The 18,635-nt window shown below is 71.0% G+C and carries 17 protein-coding genes; 7 read left to right on the forward strand and 10 right to left on the reverse strand.

Annotation, left to right across the window (positions count from 1 at the left end; all coding sequences use genetic code 11):
• The first annotated feature begins 2 nt into the window (after nt 1–2).
• Together ACHAAC_RS14000 and rsrA are read left to right on the forward strand one after the other, a co-directional pair.
• Complete coding sequence (locus ACHAAC_RS14000; protein ID WP_435716898.1) at nt 3–683, forward strand: sigma-70 family RNA polymerase sigma factor; 681 nt, start codon at nt 3–5, stop codon at nt 681–683.
• Nucleotides 680–943: a mycothiol system anti-sigma-R factor gene (gene rsrA, locus ACHAAC_RS14005; RefSeq protein WP_435716899.1), complete on the forward strand. Its 264-nt coding sequence runs from the start codon at nt 680–682 to the stop codon at nt 941–943. The genes ACHAAC_RS14000 and rsrA overlap by 4 nt, the downstream gene beginning before the upstream one ends.
• A gap of 78 nt (nt 944–1,021) precedes the next feature.
• Here the strand turns inward: rsrA and ACHAAC_RS14010 are convergent, their stop codons facing one another.
• The 6 genes from ACHAAC_RS14010 to ACHAAC_RS14035 are packed head-to-tail and all read right to left on the reverse strand — an operon-like array spanning nt 1,022 to nt 7,795.
• Nucleotides 1,022–1,096, reverse strand: a complete 75-nt coding sequence (locus ACHAAC_RS14010; RefSeq protein ID WP_407921984.1) for a 50S ribosomal protein bL37 — start codon at nt 1,094–1,096, stop codon at nt 1,022–1,024.
• Nucleotides 1,097–1,124: 28 nt separating this feature from the next.
• On the reverse strand, nt 1,125–1,505 hold the full coding sequence (locus ACHAAC_RS14015) for a thioesterase family protein (protein ID WP_435716900.1): 381 nt from the start codon (nt 1,503–1,505) through the stop codon (nt 1,125–1,127).
• A 36-nt stretch (nt 1,506–1,541) separates the two neighbouring features.
• Complete coding sequence (locus ACHAAC_RS14020) at nt 1,542–3,305, reverse strand: ABC transporter ATP-binding protein (protein WP_435716901.1); 1,764 nt, start codon at nt 3,303–3,305, stop codon at nt 1,542–1,544.
• Nucleotides 3,302–5,065: an ABC transporter ATP-binding protein gene (locus ACHAAC_RS14025; protein WP_435716902.1), complete on the reverse strand. Its 1,764-nt coding sequence runs from the start codon at nt 5,063–5,065 to the stop codon at nt 3,302–3,304. The genes ACHAAC_RS14020 and ACHAAC_RS14025 overlap by 4 nt, the downstream gene beginning before the upstream one ends.
• A 53-nt stretch (nt 5,066–5,118) precedes the next feature.
• Complete coding sequence (locus ACHAAC_RS14030) at nt 5,119–6,822, reverse strand: acetolactate synthase (protein WP_435716903.1); 1,704 nt, start codon at nt 6,820–6,822, stop codon at nt 5,119–5,121.
• Between the two features lie 55 nt (nt 6,823–6,877).
• Nucleotides 6,878–7,795, reverse strand: coding sequence for a DUF2785 domain-containing protein (locus ACHAAC_RS14035; protein ID WP_435716904.1), 918 nt, complete (start codon nt 7,793–7,795; stop codon nt 6,878–6,880).
• 58 nt (nt 7,796–7,853) lie between these two features.
• On the opposite strand from ACHAAC_RS14035, the gene ACHAAC_RS14040 reads away from it, so the two are divergent.
• Nucleotides 7,854–9,296 (forward strand): sensor histidine kinase, encoded by a 1,443-nt coding sequence (locus tag ACHAAC_RS14040; RefSeq protein ID WP_435716905.1) that lies wholly within the window; start codon nt 7,854–7,856, stop codon nt 9,294–9,296.
• A 75-nt stretch (nt 9,297–9,371) separates the two neighbouring features.
• Here ACHAAC_RS14040 and ACHAAC_RS14045 read toward each other — a convergent pair whose 3' ends face one another.
• Complete coding sequence (locus tag ACHAAC_RS14045) at nt 9,372–9,623, reverse strand: WhiB family transcriptional regulator (RefSeq protein ID WP_435716906.1); 252 nt, start codon at nt 9,621–9,623, stop codon at nt 9,372–9,374.
• Between the two features lie 199 nt (nt 9,624–9,822).
• Between ACHAAC_RS14045 and ACHAAC_RS14050 the strand changes: the two genes are divergently transcribed.
• From ACHAAC_RS14050 to ACHAAC_RS14065, 4 genes are all read left to right on the forward strand, one after another.
• Entirely contained in the window at nt 9,823–10,257 is a 435-nt protein-coding gene (locus ACHAAC_RS14050; RefSeq protein WP_435716907.1) for a hypothetical protein, read from the forward strand.
• Between the two features lie 108 nt (nt 10,258–10,365).
• Complete coding sequence (locus ACHAAC_RS14055) at nt 10,366–11,577, forward strand: NAD(P)-dependent malic enzyme (RefSeq protein ID WP_435716908.1); 1,212 nt, start codon at nt 10,366–10,368, stop codon at nt 11,575–11,577.
• A 21-nt stretch (nt 11,578–11,598) separates the two neighbouring features.
• Nucleotides 11,599–12,567 carry a zinc-binding dehydrogenase gene (locus tag ACHAAC_RS14060; protein WP_435716909.1) on the forward strand — a complete coding sequence of 323 codons (969 nt, stop codon included), beginning with the start codon at nt 11,599–11,601 and terminating at the stop codon, nt 12,565–12,567.
• Nucleotides 12,568–12,793: 226 nt separating this feature from the next.
• Entirely contained in the window at nt 12,794–13,798 is a 1,005-nt protein-coding gene (locus ACHAAC_RS14065) for a hypothetical protein (protein ID WP_435716910.1), read from the forward strand.
• 72 nt (nt 13,799–13,870) lie between these two features.
• On the opposite strand, the gene ACHAAC_RS14070 is transcribed toward ACHAAC_RS14065, so the two are convergent.
• The 3 genes from ACHAAC_RS14070 to ACHAAC_RS14080 all read right to left on the reverse strand — a co-directional run bounded on the left by ACHAAC_RS14070 (nt 13,871) and on the right by ACHAAC_RS14080 (nt 18,617).
• Nucleotides 13,871–14,044 (reverse strand): DUF6104 family protein, encoded by a 174-nt coding sequence (locus ACHAAC_RS14070; protein ID WP_435716911.1) that lies wholly within the window; start codon nt 14,042–14,044, stop codon nt 13,871–13,873.
• Nucleotides 14,045–14,085: 41 nt separating this feature from the next.
• A complete protein-coding gene (locus ACHAAC_RS14075) occupies nt 14,086–17,799 on the reverse strand; it encodes a multifunctional oxoglutarate decarboxylase/oxoglutarate dehydrogenase thiamine pyrophosphate-binding subunit/dihydrolipoyllysine-residue succinyltransferase subunit (protein WP_435716938.1) in 3,714 nt (1,237 codons plus the stop codon).
• A 371-nt stretch (nt 17,800–18,170) separates the two neighbouring features.
• Nucleotides 18,171–18,617 (reverse strand): OsmC family peroxiredoxin, encoded by a 447-nt coding sequence (locus ACHAAC_RS14080; protein WP_435716912.1) that lies wholly within the window; start codon nt 18,615–18,617, stop codon nt 18,171–18,173.
• Nucleotides 18,618–18,635: the final 18 nt, after the last annotated feature.

Consider the following 18,635-nt stretch of genomic DNA (forward strand, 5'->3'; position numbering starts at 1 on the left):
CGATGACCGACTCTCCCGACCCCGCAAGTTCCAACCCCGGGGACACTCCCGTCGACGGCCCGTCGGCCGACGACGCGCCCGTCGTCGACCTCGAGACCGAGACGACCGCCGAGCGCCAGGCTCGCTTCGAGGCTGACGCCCTGCCCTTCCTGGACCAGCTGTACTCCGCCGGGCTGCGCATGACCCGCAGTCCGCAGGACGCCGAGGACCTCGTCCAGGAGACGTTCGCCAAGGCGTTCACGGCGTTCCACCAGTTCAAGCCCGGCACCAACCTCAAGGCCTGGCTGTACCGGATCCTCACGAACACCTACATCAACTCCTACCGCAAGAAGCAGCGCCAGCCGCAGCAGATCACCGACGAGATCGAGGACTGGCAGATCGCGGCGGCGGAGGCGCACTCCTCCAGCGGGCTCAAGTCCGCGGAGATGGAGGCGCTGGAGCACCTGCCCGACAGCGACGTCAAGGATGCGCTGCAGAAGCTGCCCGAGGACTTCCGGTACGCGGTCTACCTCGCCGATGTCGAGGGCTTCCCGTACAAGGAGATTGCGGAGATCATGGACACTCCCATCGGCACCGTGATGTCGCGCCTGCACCGCGGCCGGCGTCAGCTGCGCGAGCTCCTCTCCGACTACGCCCGTGACCGGGGGATGGCGGCTGTCAGCGGGGCGGGTGAGACCTCGTGAGCTGCGACGACGGAACGGACTGCGAGCAGGTGCTCGAGGGTCTTTACCTCTTCCTCGACCGCGAGATCGACGATGCCAGCTGCGAGGAGATCCAGGCGCACGTGGACAGCTGCTCGGACTGCCTCAGCGCCTACGACCTCGAGCGGCTCGTGAAGACGCTGGTCTCGCGCTCGTGCAGCGAGGTGGCACCGCAGCCGCTGCGCGACAAGGTGCTGTACTCCATCCGCACCGTGCAGGTGCAGATCACCGAGCAGCGCTAGCTCCCGGCCCAGCACGAGGACCCAGCACGAGGACCCAGCACGACGAAGCCCCCGCCAGCGGCGGGGGCTTCGGTGTGTTCACGCGTTGGGGCGCTTGCCGTGGTTCGCGTTCTTCTTGCGACGCGAGCGGCGCTTGCGGCCGGTCTTGCCCATGGTTCCTCCTCGGACGACGGTCGACGCCCTAGTCTTCCACAGGTCGCAACCGGTCGAGGAATCGCGCTCGGTCCACGACCACCCGTCGGATCTCGCCGGTGCCGACGACTGCCTCGTGCTGGTCGAGCGCCACGACGCGGAACGTGACCATGCGCCCGTCGCTGCGCACCAGCTCTGCACGAGCGGAGATGGTCGCTCCCACGGGCGAGGGGAGGAGGTGCTCGACCTCGACCCGGGTCCCGACGCTCGTGCGCCCTTGCGGCAGCTCGAGCGCCGCGCACGTCGCCTCCTCGCACCAGGCGAGCAGGCGAGGCGTGCCGAGGACGGCGAGGTCACCGCTGCCGAGAGCGGCCGCGGTGTCGGCCTCGGTGACCACGTGGCGGATGCTGGCGCTGGCGGGCTCGTCCATCCCAGCAGCCTCTCACGCGGTCTGCGGAGGCGTTGCTCACCGTCCGGCGTTCCACGCGCCCCACAGCTCCGCGTAGCGGCCGTCGGCGGCGACGAGCTGGTCGTGCGTCCCGTGCTCGATGACGCGGCCCGCCTCCATGACGAGCACCCGATCGGCCGTCATCGCCTGGGTGAGTCGGTGCGCGATGACGATCGCGGTGCGGCCAGCCGTGACCGCGGCGGCCGCCTGCTCGAGCTCACGGGCACCGGACGAGCCGGCCTCGGCGGTGGCCTCGTCCAGCACGACGACCACCGGGTCCAGCACGAGGACGCGGGTGAGGGCGAGCTGTTGGGCCTGTGCCGGGGTGATCGGGTGGCCGAGGTCGCCGATCCGGGTGTCGAGCCCCTCGGGGAGGCCACGCACCCACGGTGCGGACGACGTCTGGGCCAGGGCGGCCCAGAGCTCCTCGTCGCTCGCGTCCCCGCGGGCGAGGAGGAGGTTGTCGCGGACGCTGCCGGCGAAGACGTGCACCTCCTGCGAGACCAGCGCGACGTGGCGGCGGATCACCGGCTCGGACGCCCCGACGACGTCCAGGCCACCGAGTCGGACGGCGCCGCTGGTGGGGGTGATGGAGCCGGCGGCGATGCCCCCGAGGGTGGTCTTGCCGGCCCCCGTCGCCCCCACGACGGCGACACGTTCGCCGGGGATGACCTGCAGGTCGATGCCGGAGAGGACCAGTCGGTCCGGTTCGTACGCGTGGGCGACGCCGTCGAGCCGCAGGGTGGGGGCCTCGCCCACGGCACCCTGGGTGGCGGCGGTCGACGGCAGGAGCGCGATGCCGGCAAGCCTGGCGAGGGCGGCACCGCTGGCCTGGACGGCGTCGAAGACGAACAGCACCGCGCCGATCGGGTTGAACAACCGGTGGAAGAACAGAGCGGCCGCGGTGGCGTCGCCGACGCTGCCGAGACCGGATCGGACGAGGGCGAAGCCCGCTCCCAGCACGAGCAGGAGCCCGACGCACTCCGTCCAGTTCATCCGGGCCCCGAACCGTGTGAACAGGCGGAAGACGCCGAGCGTGATCTCCAGGGCATCGCTCGAGCGGCGCTCGATGCGGTCCAGCGCGGGTTGCTCCGCACCGAAGGCGCGCAGGGTCGGTGCCCCACGGATCCCGGTGACGAGGGCGTCGGCGCGCTCGCCCTCCGCCGTGCGCTCGTCCCGGTAGTAGGGAGCGGAGCGCGGCAGGTACCACCGCAGGCTCATGACGTACAGGGGAGCGGCGCCGAGTCCGGCAAGCCCGAGCCGCCAGTCCAGCGAGAACAGGCCACCCACCGTGAAGCCGATGGCCGCGACAGAGGTGAGCAGCATCGGGATGGCCTCGTCGAGCGCCTCGGTGATCCGGCGGACGTCGTCGCCCACCCGCCCCAGGACGTCACCGGCTCCGGCGGCCTCCACCCGCTCTGAGTCCAGGTGCAGGGCACGGTCGAGGACGTCCTCGCGCAGCTCGGCGAGGGCTGGTGCGACGGTCATGGACAGCGCGGCGTAGGAGAACGTCGTCGAGAGGCCGGCCACGAGGGCGCTCACGAGCATGACGAGCACGGCGGTGGTGATCTCGCCGGCGTCCCCACCATCGCGGACGACGTCGACGATGCGGCCGATCATCAGGACCGGGATGATGCCGGCGAGACCGGCCACGCCGAAGGTGAGCACCGTGAGGGCCAGGCTCGCCGTGCGGGTCCGCACGAGACGCCAGGCGAGCCTCGTGGTGTCGCGGCCCGAGGCCACGGGCAGGAGCCGGTGGACGGCGACGTCGTGGCCACTCACCGCAGGACCGCCTCTCGGTAGGCCGGGTCCGCCAGCAGCGTGGCGTGGTCGCCTTCGGCCACCGAGCGACCGGCGCGGACGACGACCACGCGGTGCGCGCGCTGCAGCAGTGCCGGGCTGGAGGTGATCACCAGGGTGCTCCGCCCGCCGGCGCGGACCGTCCGCAGGCCCTCGGCGATGGACTGCTCGGTCACGGCGTCGACGGCGCTGGTGGGGTCCTGCAGGACGAGGGTCGGGGCATCGGCCGCCAGCGCACGGGCGAGGGTGAGGCGTTGACGCTGACCACCCGAGAGGCTGGCACCACCCGCGCGGACGGAGCGGTCGAGCCCGTCGGGGTGCAGGGCGACGACCTCGTCGGCGGCGGAGGCGGCCAGGACGGCGGCGAGCTCGTCGTCGCTGCGGGTGCCGCGCGGGTCGACGGTGGTGCGCAACGAGCCCTCGAAGACGTCCGTGAGGTGGGAGACGGTGAGCAGGTGGCGGCGGCGTGCTTCGACGGTGAGGTCGGTGAGGTCGACGTCGCCGAGCCGCGCCCGGCCGGACTCCGGGGGGCGCTCGCCGGACAGCAGCGCGACGAGGGCGTCGGAGGTCGCCGGGTCGTCGACGGTGACCGCGAGGAGCTCGCCGGGACGCAGCTGCAGGCTGACCTCACGCAGGGGGCCGGTGGCGACGGACTCCAGGACCAGGGGCGGGGCGGCCTCATCAGGCGCGCGGGACCCGGGGCCGAGCACGTGGGGGGTACGCAGGAACTCCGCGATGCGGCCGGCGGAGGCGCGGCAGGCGGCGAACTGCGCGCTGAGGTCACCGAGGATGCGCATCGGCTCGGCGAGGAACTGGGTGAGGCCGATCAGGGCGATCAGCTCACCCAGGCTGATCTCCCCGTCGAGGGCGCGGCGCCCGGCGAGCAGGGCCACGACGGCCAGCAGCACACCACCGAGCAGTGTCGTCAGGCCGGAGAGGTAGCCCCATGACCGGGCGACCCCGATGGTGTCGTCGCGAGCCTGTCCGCTCGCGGTGCGGTAGCGGCGCAGGCCGACGTCCTCACCGCCGATGCCCTTGAGGGGGCGCAGGCCCTGCAGGAGGTCATCGGCCAGCCCTGCCACCCGGGCGGTGCTCTCCTGCTGGCGGCGGGTGCGATCCGCCACCATCGGGGCCAGGGCCTGGATGAGCGCCAGGACGAGGGGCACACCCAGCAGGATCACCAGGCCGAGCAGCACGTCGACCTGCAGGACGTACCCGGCGACCACGAGGATGCTCGCGAGCGACGCGACGGCGAACCCGAGCTGACGCATCACGAGGGGGGCGAGCCCGGCGTCGGAGGTGGCGATCGAGAGCGTCTCGCCCGCCAGCCGGTCGGTGCGCGCACCGCGCGGGTGCAGCACGTGCGAGGAGATCTCCATCCGCAGCAGGTGGGACTCGGTCTCCATGCCGCGCACGACGAAGCGGCTGCCGAACCGGTAGCCGTTGCTGAGCACGAGGAACAGCGCCACCATGACGCCGAGCGTCCAGGCGAGGTCGACCCAGCTCCCGCCGTCGATCGCCCGGTCGACCACGAGCCCGATGACGACCGGTACGAGGGTCTCGCTCAGCTGCCACAGGATGATGAGCGGGTACCCGACCAGCAGACGCCGGCGGTGCCGGCCGAGTGCGCGCCCGATCAGCCGCATCCCGGAGGTCGGGGAGGTGGAGTCCGAGCCGGCGGGCTCTGCCTCCGGCGGCCGGGCCTCTGCGGACCGGGGGTCGGGGGAAGCGGGTTCAGACACCGAGTGAGGGTAACCTCACTCGACGTCACCGCGACAGTCGGGACCTGTCCCGGTCAGACACCCGTGGTGTTGCGCGGGTACATCGCCTCAACGTCGGTGATGACGTTGACGAGGTACGGCACGCCGGAGGCGAAGGCGCGATCCAGGGCCGGCCCGATCTGTCGCGGGTCGGTGACCATCTCGCCACCGCCGCCGAGCGCCGTCACGACCTGGTCGTACCGGGTGCTGGGCGCGAGGTCGGCAGCGACGTCGTAGCCGTAGAGGAACTGCATCGGTCCCTTCTCCAGGCCCCACGCGGAGTTGTTGCCCACGACCATGACCACGGGCAGGCCGTGGCGCACGAGGGTGTCGACGTCGATGAGGGACATGCCCGCGGCGCCGTCGCCGTAGAGCAGGACGACCTGGCTGGAGGGCCGGGTGATGCGCGCGGCCATCGCGGCGCCCATGCCGGCACCCAGGCAGCCGTACGGGCCCGGATCGAGCCAGCCGCCGGGCCGCTGCGGCTCGACGTACTTGCCGGCGAACGAGACGAAGTCACCTCCGTCGCCGATGACGACGGCGTCGTCGGCCAGGCGGGGGAGCAGCTCGCCGTAGATGCGTGCCGGGTGGATCGGGTCGGCCTCGGCGCTGAACAGCTCGGTGTCACGCTGGGCCGCGGCGGCGACGGCCTCCTGCAGCCCGCCGAGCCAGCCGCTCCAGTCCGGGCGGGAGCCCGGTGTCGACTGCAGCGCCGCGAGGACGTGGTCGAGGCAGGTGGTCAGGTCGCCTGCGGCGCTGGCTGCGAGGTCGGCGTGGGCCGAGACCTGGCCGGGGGAGTCCGCGAGGTGCACCACGCGGGCCTGCGGTGCCTCGTCCTTGCCGCCGAAGACCCCGTAGCCGAGGCGGAAGTCCAGGGGCGTGCCGACGACCACCACGAGGTCGGCCTGACCGAGCGCCTTGGAGCGGGCCTTGGTGACCAGCTGGGGGTGGCCGCCGGGGATGATGCCGCGACCCATGCCGTTGGCGATCGCGGGCAGGCCCGTCTCGGTGACGAAGCGCAGCGCCGCCTCCTCCGCCCGGTCGGCCCACACGTCGGTGCCCAGCACGACGACGGGCCGCTGCGCATCGGCCAGCAGTCGGGCGACGGCGCCGAGGGCGTCGGGGTCCGGCTCGATCCGTTCGGTGGTGTTGCCGGCCGAGGGCGAGGACACGGTCGTGTGGCTGAAGAACTGGTCCATCGGCACGTCGACGAACGTCGGGCCCCGGTGCGAGGAGCCGGCCAGCGTGAACGCCTCGTCGAGCGTCGGGGCGATGTCGTCGACACCGTGCGCCGTGGTCGCGGACTTGGAGACCGTCTGGAAGATCGGCGGGTGGTCCAGCTCCTGCAGGCTGCCGGTGCCCCAGCGACCGGCAGGGGCACGGCCGCCGACCACCACCAGGGGCGAGCCGGAGAAGTGCGCCTGGGCCACCGGGCTGACGCCGTTGGTGACGCCGGGACCGGCCGTCAGGACCGCCAGACCGGGCGTGCGGGTGAGCTTGCCGACGGCCTCGGCCGCGAAGACGGCGGTGGGCTCGTGCCGGACGTCGATGATGGGCATCGCCGGATCGGCCGTGACGGCACCGTCGTACATCGGGAAGACGTGCGCGCCGGAGAGGGTGAACATCGTCTCCACGCCGTGGGCGCGGGCCACGTCGACGGCGTGGACACCACCATGGCCGGTGCGTCCGGCATCGGCGGCGGGATCTGGGGTGGCCTCGGTCGTGGGCTCGTCGCTCATGGACGGCAGCCTAACCGTGGGGGGAGTCACCCCGAGGGGACGAAGACCGAGCCAACTACTGGACCGGCTTGGCCCGCGTGGTGGGGCGGTACAGCCACGGGCTCTCGCCACGGATCTGGTCCAGGACTGCGAGCAGCATGTCCGCACGGTGCGCGGGCTGCTCCGCGAACAGCTCGGCGTCGCTGCGCAGATCGGCGCGTCCCTGGACGCCGAGCGCGAGCTGCAGGTGCAGCGCCCGCAGGAACGCCGAGGTGTTGCCGGCTGCGGGGGAGGGCCACTCGGTCTCCAGGTGACCTCTGGTGCGTGGCGGCTGGATGCCGTCACCGAGCCGGGCCAGCCACGGCTCGACGATGCCGGGGTCGAGGGCGTTGCGGTGCAGCAGCGTCATGACCGCGTAGGCGAGCCGGTCGTCCTCGCCGTGGCGCCAGACGTAGGCCGTGGGCGTGAGGACCCGGTCGGCGATCACGTCGAGCAGCACCGTGAGCTCCAGGCGGCCGAAGTGCCGGGAGCGGGCAAGCGCGGCGAGCAGGTCGGCGCCGTGCGCGATGGCGTGCGCCCAACCCTGCTCGGGGACCCAGCCCCGGTGATCCAGCTCGCGGACGTACCAGCTCGTGGCGAGGTCGCCCCACTCCAGCACGGTCGCGGAGCTCATCAGGTGCTCGTTGTTGTCCCGCCCGAGGATCTCGGCCAGCATCAGCGCACTGTAGGAGCGCCGGATCACCGAGACGTCGCCGTCGTGCCCGAGGCCGTAGCGCAGTCCAGGGACGATGCCGTTGCCCAGGCCGGACAGCAGCTCGTCGTAGACGCCCTGGGAGAGCCACGTCGTCAGCAGCGGGTACGCGATGTCCTCGCGCATGCGGGGGTTGGGATGGCCCAGCATCTCCACGAGCTCCACGGTCGACTCATCGAGCGAGCGGTCAGGTGGCACCCGCTTGCCGGTCTGCATCACGGACTGCCAGTACGCCTCGGACATCCCTCCCATCGTGCCAGAGCAACCCAGCGACGGTGCGGCCCGGCCGTAGGCTGGTCCCGTGCCGAGCCTCGACGACATCGCCCGGTTCCAGACAGCGCTCACGCCGGCCGACCTCGACTGGCTGCACGCGCTGGTCTCGGACTGGCAGATCATCGCCGACCTGTCCTTCTGCGACGTCGTGCTGTGGGTGGGCGACGCGGAGTCCAAGGGGACGTGGGCCGCGGCCCAGATCCGCCCGACGACAGGCCCCACGACGCTCCTGGAGGACGTCGTCGGGACCTTCGTGCCGTCCGGAGGGGAGCCGGAGCTCGAGCGGGTCCTGGCCACGGGCAGCCGGGTCTCCGCCGCGCCGGGGAAGGCGGGGTCCACCGACCGTGGCGCCGTCGTCGTCGAGATCGCCCCGGTGCGTCGGGGCGAGAAGGTGGTGGCTGCGCTCGCCCTGCGCGCTCCCGGCGGTGGTCGACGCTCCGGGAGCGACCTGGAGCTGACCTATCGCGAGTGCGCCGCCCGCCTGGTCGCCATGATCGGGCAGGGTGACTTCCCCGTGCCGGGAACCCGCAGCGACCTCGCGGACTCCCTGCGGGTGGGCGACGGCTTCATCCGGGTCGATGCCTCCGGGGTCGCTCGCTACGGCAGCCCGAACGCGATGTCGGCCTACCGACGGCTGGGGATCACCGGCGACCTCGTCGGCTCCGACCTCGGCGGCCTGACCGCGACCCTGGATCGTCGTCCGACGCACCGCGGCGGTCATGCGGTGCTCAGCGGAGCGGTGTCGGGGGAGATGGAGGTCGAGAACGCCTCGGCGGCCGTGCTGCTTCGGGTGATCCCCTTGCGCCGCGGTCCGCGCCCCGACGGCGCCGTGGTGCTGCTGCGCGACGTCACCGAGCTGCGGCTGCGGGAACGGGAGCTGGTCTCCAAGGAGGCCACGATCCGCGAGATCCACCATCGGGTGAAGAACAACCTGCAGACCGTCGCAGCACTCCTGCGGCTGCAGGGTCGGCGCCTCGACGTCCCCGAGGCGCGAGAGGCGCTGGAGGAGGCGGTGCGGCGCGTCGGCTCCATCGCCCTCGTCCACGAGACGCTCAGCCAGTCCTTCGACGAGCAGGTGGAGTTCGACACCATCGCCGACAGGCTCCTGCGCACCGTCCTGGACGTCGGCAGCCCGGGAGTCCGCGGCGAGCGCATCGGGACCTTCGGTCTGGTCGCCGGAGAGCGTGCGACCCCGCTGGCCATGGCGCTGACGGAGCTGGTGCAGAACGCCGCCGAGCACGCCTATCCCGAGGGCGCGGGCCGTGTCACCGTCGCCGTCAACCGCATCCGCGGCCGCATCCGCATGCGGGTGAGTGATGACGGCATCGGCCTGCCTGTGGACTTCGACCCGACGGCCAGCCTGGGCCTGTCGATCGTCAGCACGCTCGTGGAGGCCGAGCTCGGCGGCACCCTCGCCTTCCAGCGCGGCCCTCGGGGAGGGACGACCGTGTCCATCACCGTCGGGGCCTGAATCGGGAGACGTGCCCTGGCGCCAAAGAACCCCGTACCCACTCGGGGTACGGGGTTCGATCGCTGCGTGGCAAGCTCAGGCGGTGCGGATGCGTGCCCGGGCGTTGCGGCGCTTGAGCGCACGACGTTCGTCCTCGCTCATGCCTCCCCAGACGCCATGGTCCTGACCGGACTCCAGTGCCCACTGCAGGCACTGATCACGGACGTCACAACGGCGACACACGACCTTGGCCTCTTCGATCTGCATGATGGCCGGGCCGGTGTTGCCGATGGGGAAGAAGAGCTCAGGGTCCTCGTCGAGGCATGCGCTGTGATGGCGCCAGTCCATGACGATGTCTCCTTCCCGTGTGGTGAATGCAAACCCGGTCGGCCCGCTGTGGCAGGACGCTCCGAGGCGCACTGCTCATGTTTTCAACAAAGCACCGTGAACACAAGGCTTGTCGAGGCCTGCAGGGTTGTCTGTTGTGTCACACGGAGGTGACGTCGGTGTGAACGCCGGCCCCACGGTGGCCCGTACGCTGGTGGGTGTGGATGCGCAGCCCGACGACCCCATCGGCCACGACCCCTCGGCCGCGCCGACGCCTCCGCGGGGCGCGGCCCGTCGGCTGCTGCTCGTGGCCGCCGTGGTGATCAGCGCCGAGGCGCTCGGACTCATCGCGCTCGGGGTCACCGAGGCCACGCTCATCGACCCCGGCCGCGCCGGGCTGGGCATCAGCACGGCGATCTTCCTCGGGTTCTTCGGCGTCCTGCTCCTCGTGGGCGTGGCGCGGGTGCTCAAGGGCGAGGCGTGGGCGCGAGGGCTGCTCGTGTTCTCCCAGCTCATCCAGCTGCTGCTCTCCTACAACTTCCGCGGCGACGTCTGGTGGATCCCGACCACCCTCGCGGTGAGCGCCCTCCTCGCGCTCGGCTGCCTGCTCTCGCCGCCGGTCACCCGCGCCCTGAACGCGGATCCGGGCATGTGAAAGACTCCTCGATGGGCACGACCCGTTCCATCCCCTTGGCGCCGTCGGACCAGACCGGTCCCACCGAGCGCCACTCCCGGACCGCCCCCGAGGACCTTCTTCACGCTCATGGTTGCCACTGACAGCGGCGCGCACGTCCCCCCTGACGTCACCGCGCCCGATCCCGATGATCCCGTCTTCGCCCTGCACCGCGGGGGGAAGATGGAGGTCGCCGCGACGGTGCCCCTGCGGGACGCCCACGACCTCTCCCTCTCCTACACGCCGGGGGTCGCCCGTGTGTGCGAGGCCATCGCCACCGACCCGGAGATGGCGCACCACTACACGTGGGTCTCCAACACCGTCGCCGTGGTCACCGACGGCACGGCGGTGCTGGGGCTGGGGGACATCGGCCCCTCGGCCGCCATGCCGGTCATGGAGGGCAAGGCGGTCCTCTTCAAGCAGTTCGGCGGGGTCGACGCCATCCCCGTGGCGCTTGACACCACCGACATCGACGAGATCGTCGAGACCGTGGTGCGGCTCGCCCCCACCTTCGGCGGCATCAACCTGGAGGACATCTCCAGCCCGCGGTGCTTCGAGATCGAGCGCCGCCTGATCGAGCGGCTCGACATCCCCGTCTTCCACGACGACCAGCACGGCACCGCCGTCGTGACGCTCGCCGCGCTCGTCAACGCCGCGCGACTGACCGACCGGGACCTGCAGGACCTCAAGGTCGTCATCTCCGGGGCCGGGGCGGCCGGCGTGGCCATCTGCGCGATCCTGCGCTCGGCGGGAGTGCACAAGATCAGCGTCGTCGACCGCACGGGCGTCCTCGTGCCCGGGCGCGAGGGGATGAACCCGGTCAAGGAGCTGCTCGCCGAGCAGTGTGCCCCGTGGGCCGAACCGGGCACCATCGACGACGCCCTCGTGGATGCCGACGTGTTCATCGGCGTCTCCGGCGGCACCGTCGAGGAGTCGGCTGTGGCCGCGATGGCACCGGACGCCATCGTGTTCGCCATGGCCAACCCCAACCCCGAGGTCCACCCCGACGTCGCGCAGCGTCACGCGCGGGTCGTCGCCACGGGCCGCTCGGACTTCCCGAACCAGATCAACAACGTGCTGGTCTTCCCCGGCATCTTCCGTGGTGCTCTGGACGTGCGGGCCACCACGATCTCCGAGAGCATGAAGCTCGCCGCGGCCCACGCCATCGCCGACCTGGTGGGGGACGACCTCACCGAGACCTACGTCATCCCCTCGCCGTTCGACCCCAGGGTCGCGACGGCCGTCGCGAGGGCCGTGACCGACACGGCCCGCCGAGAGGGCCTGGCGCGCAGACCCTACTGACCCCCACACCCAGGAGTGCCGATGTTCGCTGTCTATGCCGGTGAGATCAACCCCGAGGACCCGATCAAGGGCCTGGTCGTGGGGGAGCAGCCCGATCCTGAGGTGCCGGACGGCTGGACGACGGTCACCGTCAAGGCGGCCTCGGTCAACCACCACGACGTCTGGAGCCTGCGAGGCGTCGGCCTGCGCGAGGAGTCGCTGCCGATGATCCTGGGCTGCGACGCCGCCGGCCTGGACGAGGACGGCAACGAGGTGGTCGTCCACGCGGTCATCAGCCAGCCGTCCTGGTCCGGCGACGAGACGCTGGACCCCAAGCGCTCGCTGCTCTCGGAGAAGCATCCGGGCACCTTCGCCGAGAAGGTCGCCGTCCCGCGCCGCAACGTCGTCCCCAAGCCCGAGGGCCTGTCCTTCTCCGAGGCGGCGTGCCTGCCGACGGCGTGGCTGACGGCCTACCGCATGCTGTTCACCCAGTCCGACCTCAAGCAGGGCGACGCCGTCCTGGTGCAGGGCGCCGGAGGCGGTGTGGCCACGGCCGCGATCACCCTGGCCAGGGCCGCCGGCTTCCGCGTCTTCGCCACGAGTCGAGAGGAGGCGAAGCGCCGGCGGGCGCTCGAGCTCGGTGCCCATGAGGCGCTGGACTCGGGGGAGCGGCTGCCGCAGAAGGTCGACGCCGTCATCGAGACCGTCGGCGCCGCCACGTGGTCGCACTCGGTGAAGTCCATGCGTCCCGGCGGCACGATCGTCATCGCCGGCGCGACGTCGGGCGACGCCCCGAAGGCGGCCGAGCTGACCCGGATCTTCTTCCAGCAGATGCGGGTGCACGGCTCCACGATGGGCACGCGCGAGGAGCTGCGCCGACTCGTCGAGTTCCTCGACGTCACCGGCACGCGCCCGCTCATCGACCGCGAGATCCCGATGGACCGGGCCGCCGAGGCCATCGGCGCCGTCGCCTCCGGCGACGTCTTCGGCAAGATCGTCCTCACCCTCTGACCCCGGTTCTCGCCGAGTGGCGCAGATTCGCGATTCTGAGACGGCGCGTCGCACGAATCTGCGCCAGTGGGGGACGAGTTTGCGCCAGTCGGCGAGATCGTCGTGTGGGGTGTCGTGTGCTCGCACCGATCAGGGTTCGTCCACATCGACGTCGGCGTGCCGGCCTCGTCCACAGGTACGCGCCCGACAGTGCCGTTGAGACGGCTCGCGGCCACACCATCGGGGGATGGAACCCTTTCTCAGCCGCGAGGCCACGGCGCACGGTTGGAGCGCGGCCCTGCTGCGCACCGATGACTTCGCCCGCCCCGTCGACGGCGTCGCGATGCTCCGGTCGCAGGTGGACGACCTCGCCAGTCGTTGCCGCGCCGTCAGGCTCGTTCTTCCGGACGACGCGGTCTTCACCCACCTCACGAGTGCACGCCTCCGGGGCTGGTGGCTGCCGCAGATTGACCTGCCCCTGATCATCGCGTGCAGCGACGGCAAGGCGCCGCACCACGACCGGCGCGGCGTCTACGTCCGTCGGTGTCGCATCCCACGGACCCACCGACAGAACGTCGACGGCGTGCCGGTCGCCTCCCCGGCCTGGACGGTCGTCGAGCTCGCCGAGCACCTGAGGCTGATCGATCTGGTCGCGGTGATCGACGGGGCCCTGCATCACGGCGACCTCACGGTCACCGAGCTTCGAAGCACGATGGTCCCCGGGCGGCGCGGCGTTCGAGTTCTCCGGCGAGCCCTCGACATCGTCGACGAGCGCAGCGAGTCCCCGTGGGAGACCTTCCTGCGGCTGCTGCACGTGCTGGGTGGCGTCGCGGTGCAGCCGCAGGCCGTCATCACGAACGAGATGGGGGTCGTCATCGCGCGCGCCGACCTGCGGATCAGGGGAACTCGTCGCCTGGCTGAGTACGACGGGTCAGACCACCGAGACCGACGGCAGCACGAGCGGGATCTGACCCGGGACAAGGAGCTGATCAGGCGGGGTTTCGAACGATACGGCTACATCGCCGCAGAGATCCTGCGCGACCCCGACCGCATCCTTCGCGACGCCGACGAGGCCCTGGAGAGGCGGCACGACCCCACGCGGGTGGAGTCGTGGCGGCGGGAGGTGGCGGCATCGAGCCTGTCCCCGTCGGGTCGTCGAGCCCTGGACCGAAGGCTGGCGCGTTTCGTCCGCGAGAGCCCACCGCGGCGTCCCGGTGAGCCCACCTCTCGAGTGGCGCAAAACCGACCCTGAGCGGCGCGAATCTGCGCGACACGCCGTCTCGAAATCGCAGATCTGCGCCACTCGGCGGAACCGGGGAGGTGATCAGTCCTCGTCGTCCAGGCGGGCGAGCCAGGTGGCGAAGCGCTCGACCGGGGCCTCCAGATCAGGGTTGAGGTCGACGAACTCGATCATGCGCTCGCCCAGCCAGGCGAGGGAGACCTCCTCGTCACCCCGCCTGGTCTGCAGCTCCTCGATGCCGCGGTCCGTGAAGTACATGTTCCTCAGCGCCTCTCGAAGGGCCGGCGTCGACGTGACCGTCAGCCGAAGGCCGCATCCATGAGCGCCTTGTTCTCCTCGTCGTGGCGGGACTTGGATCCCACCGCGGTCGTGGAGGACTCCGGACGCGTGATCGGCACGATGGACTGACCGCCCAGCTCACCTTGGTAGTGCTGCGACACGTGCGGCCAGGGGCCTTGGTTGGCCGGCTCGTCCTGCACCCACCGGACCTCCTTGAGGCCGGAGTAGCGTGCGAGCTCGGCCTTGATCTGCTCGATCGGCCGTGGGTAGAGCTGCTCCACCCGCACGATGGCGGTACGGGGGTCGTCGCCCTCGCGCGTGGCTCGGTCGGCGAAGAGCTCCCAGCCGATCTTGCCCGAGCACAGCAGGACGCGGTCGACGGACTCCGGGTCCACCGAGGTGTCGCCGATCACGGGCTCCCACGTGCCGGCGGTGAAGTCCTCGGGCTGGGAGGCCGCGGCCTTGCTGCGCAGCATCGACTTCGGCGTGAAGACGATGAGCGGACGGTGCTCGGCCTCCAACGTCTGCTTGCGCAGCAGGTGGAAGTACGACGCCGGACTGGACGGCTGGGCGATGGTCATCTCGTCGTTGGCGGCGAGCGTCAGGAAGCGCTCGATCCGACCTGAGGAGTGGTCCGGGCCCTGCCCCTCGTAGCCGTGTGGCAGCAGCAGCACCACGCCGGACTTCTGGCCCCACTTGGTCTCGCCGGCGCTGATGTACTCATCGATGACCATCTGGGCACCGTTGATGAAGTCGCCGAACTGCGCCTCCCACATCGTCAGGGCCTCGGGACGGGCCACGGAGTAGCCGTACTCGAAGCCGAGCGCGGCGTACTCGCTCAGCAGCGAGTCGTAGACGTAGAACGTCGCCTGCTCCTCGCCGACGTGGGCGAGCGGAGTCCACTCGCTGCCGTTGACGCGGTCGATGATCGTGGCGAACCGCGAGGAGAACGTGCCGCGGCGTGAGTCCTGCCCCGCCAGGCGCACGGGGCGCCCCTCGAGCAGCAGGGAGCCCATCGCGATGATCTCGCCGGTGCCCCAGTCGATCGGGCCGCTGGTGATCGACGCGGCACGTCGCTGCAGCTGTGGCAGCACCTTGGGGTGCACCGCGAAGCCCTCCGGCACCGCGGTGTAGGACTCCGCGACGGCCTTGAGCATCTCCGGGGTGACCGCGGTCTGCAGACCGGCCTCGGGCTCCTCGGGCTTCTCCGGGTAGTCCGGCGCACGGGTGTAGGAGTGGTCGGCCGCGGCTTCCTTGACGTCGGCGAAGTTGCGCTCGAGCTGGGCCTGGTAGTCCGACAGCGCCTCCTCGGCCTCCTCGAGCGTGATGTCGCCACGTCCGACGAGCGCCTCGGTGTAGAGCTTGCGCACCGACTTCTTCGCGTTGATCGTGTCGTACATCAGGGGCTGCGTGAAGCTGGGGTCGTCGCCCTCGTTGTGACCGCGTCGGCGGTAGCAGACGAGGTCGATGATGACGTCCTTCTTGAAGGTCTTGCGGTAGGCGTAGGCCAGCTCCGCCACACGGATGCACGCCTCGGGGTCGTCGCCGTTCACGTGGAAGATCGGCGCCTGGACCATCCGGGCGACGTCGGTGCAGTACGTGGAGGAGCGCGACGAGGACGGGCTCGTCGTGAAGCCGACCTGGTTGTTGACGATCACGTGGATGGTGCCGCCGGTGCGGTAGCCGCGCAGCTGGCTGAGGTTGAGCGTCTCGGCCACCACGCCCTGCCCGGCGAAGGCCGCGTCGCCGTGCACGAGCACCGGCAGGACGGGGAAGGCCTCGCCCTGGTCGAGCCGGTCCTGCTTGGCGCGGGTGATTCCCTCGAGGACGGGGTCGACGACCTCCAGGTGCGAGGGGTTGGCCGCGACGGACACCTTGATCGTGTCGCCGTGCTCGGAGGAGTACTCACCCTCGACGCCGAGGTGGTACTTGACGTCGCCGGAGCCTTGCACGGTCCGGGGGTCGATGTTCCCCTCGAACTCGCGGAACACCTGGCCGGCGCTCTTGCCGGCGATGTTGACCAGCACGTTGAGGCGGCCGCGGTGGGCCATGCCGATGCAGACCTCGTCGAGGCCGTCGCCGGCGGCCTCCTCGCAGATCTCGTCCAGCAGCGGGACTGTCGTCTCGCCGCCCTCGAGGCTGAAGCGCTTCTGCCCCACGAACTTGGTCTGCAGGAACGTCTCGAAGGCCTCGGCCTGGTTCAGCTTCAGCAGGATCCGCAGCTGCTCCTCGCGGGGAGGCTTGGTGTGACCGATCTCGATGCGGTCCTGCAGCCACTGGCGCTCGTCGGGGTCCTGGATGTGCATGTACTCCAGGCCGATGGTGCGGCAGTACGAGTCGCGCAGGACGCCGAGGATCTCGCGCAGCTTCATGAAGCGCTTGCCCGAGCCGCTCGCGAAGGAGCCGGTGGCGAACTCGCGGTCCAGGTCCCACAGCGTCAGGCCGTGCTGGGCGACGTCCAGGTCGGGGTGGCTGCGCTGGCGGTACTCCAACGGGTTGGTGTCGGCCATCAGGTGACCGCGGACGCGGTAGGCGTGGATGAGCTCCAGGACGCGGGCCTGGCGGTGCACCTCGTCGTCGTGGCTGACGGGGATGTCGCGGGCCCAACGAATGGGCTCGTAGGGGATGCGCAGCGCGCGGAAGATCTCGTCGTAGAACTCCTCGTCGCCGAGCAGGAGCTGGTGGATGCGACGCAGGAACTCACCGGACTGGGCGCCCTGGATGACGCGGTGGTCGTAGGTGGAGGTGAGGGTCATCATCTTGGAGATCGCCATCTGGGCGAGGGTGTGGTCCGACGCACCCTGGAACTCCGGTGGGAACTCCATCGAGCCCACGCCGATGATGACGCCCTGGCCGGCCATGAGGCGCGGCACCGAGTGGTTGGTGCCGATGCCGCCGGGGTTGGTGAGGCTGGCGGTGGTGCCGAGGAAGTCCGAGACCTGGAGCTTGCCGTCGCGGGCCTTCTTGACCATGGCCTCATAGGCCTGCCAGAACTCCGCGAAGCCGAGCGTCTGGGCCGCCTTGATGGACGGCACGAGAAGCTGGCGGGTGCCGTCGGACTTGGGCAGGTCGATCGCGAGCCCGAAGTTGACGTTCTCGGGCTTGAGCTGGACCGGCTTGCCCTTCTCGTCGACGTCGTAGCCGGTGTTCATCTCCGGCATCGCCGAGAGTGCCTTGACGACGGCGTAGCCGATCAGGTGGGTGAAGGAGACCTTGCCGCCTCGGGCCCGAGCCAGATGGTTGTTGATGACGACCCGGTTGTCGAACAGGAGCTTGACCGGGACGGAGCGCACGCTGGTGGCGGTGGGGACCTCCAGGCTGGCGTCCATGTTGGCCGCAGTGCGGGCGGCGGCACCGCGCATGGGCTTGCGCTCGACCTCGCCGGGACCCGTGGGCTGGTCGCCGGTGGATCCGGGCTTCTTGGCCTCGGACTTCTTCGGCTCGGGCTTCTTGGGCTCGGGCGCCGGGTCCTTCTTGGCTGCCGGTGGCTTGACGTCCGCAGGCTTCTCGGCCTCGGGCTCCTTGCGCTCCTCGGTCTTCTCGGACTCGGTCCGCTGGGCCGTGGCCTTGCCGGCCTCGGTCGACGTGCCCGCGGGCTCGGTGTCCTTCGCAGCCTCCGGCTCGGTGGCCGAGGGCGGGGCCGAGCCGTTGGTCGAGGAGCCGGCACCGTCCTGGAAGAACTCCTGCCAGGAGGTGTCGACCGACTCGGGGTCGGACTTGTATCGGTCGCGCATCTCCTCGACCAGCCACTGGTTCGTGCCGAAGTCGGGGGATGACTGTGAGGACTCGGCCACGGCCTGAATCGCCTCTTCCGTCGTTTCGCCTGCGCACCCGGACGCGGTGCACCACAATCCTAGCGCGACGACCTCGCCGATCCGGGCTGGGCTTCGGCCTGTCGGTGGACGGTGGTCTCGACTCTTCAGGCGGCCACCGGAACCCGGGTGTCGGGGCCGGGGAGCTGACCGGCATCGCGGCCCGGACGCACTCCCGCTGGGAGCGATCGGGCCCTCTGGTCGCGTTCGTCCGCCCCCGGTCTCGACCGGGCACGCACGACGACGCCGGCGCGCGGGCGCCGGCGTCGTCGTGGTGATCGGTGGAGCTGGAGTCAGGCGCTCTCGAAGGTCGCGTCCAGCGTGATGGTGTCCACGCCGGCGAGAGCCTTGCTGAGGGGACAGCTCGTCTTCGCCTCCTCGGCCGCCTCCATGAACCCTGCCTCGTCGACGCCGTCCACCTGGCCGCGCACGGTCAGGGCGATGGTGTGGATCTTGAAGCCACCGGCCGGGTCCTCACCCAGGGACACGTCGGCCTTCGTCTCGATGGACTGCACGGTGCCGCCCTTCTGGCCGAGCACGGCGGTCAGCTGCATCGTGAAGCACGCCGAGTGCGCGGCGCCGAGCAGCTCCTCGGGGTTGGTGGCGCCCCCACCGTCCTCGGAGGAGCGCTTGGGGAAGGACATCTCGAACGTGCCGAGTCCGGAGCTGGACAGCTCGACCTGGCCGGAGCCGTCCTCGAAGCCGCCGTCCCAGGCAGTGCGTGCGGAGCGTGTGGGCATGGTGAGCCTTCCGTCGGG

The organism is Aeromicrobium sp. CF4.19 (genome assembly GCF_051262555.1).
Lineage (GTDB): Bacteria > Actinomycetota > Actinomycetes > Propionibacteriales > Nocardioidaceae > Aeromicrobium.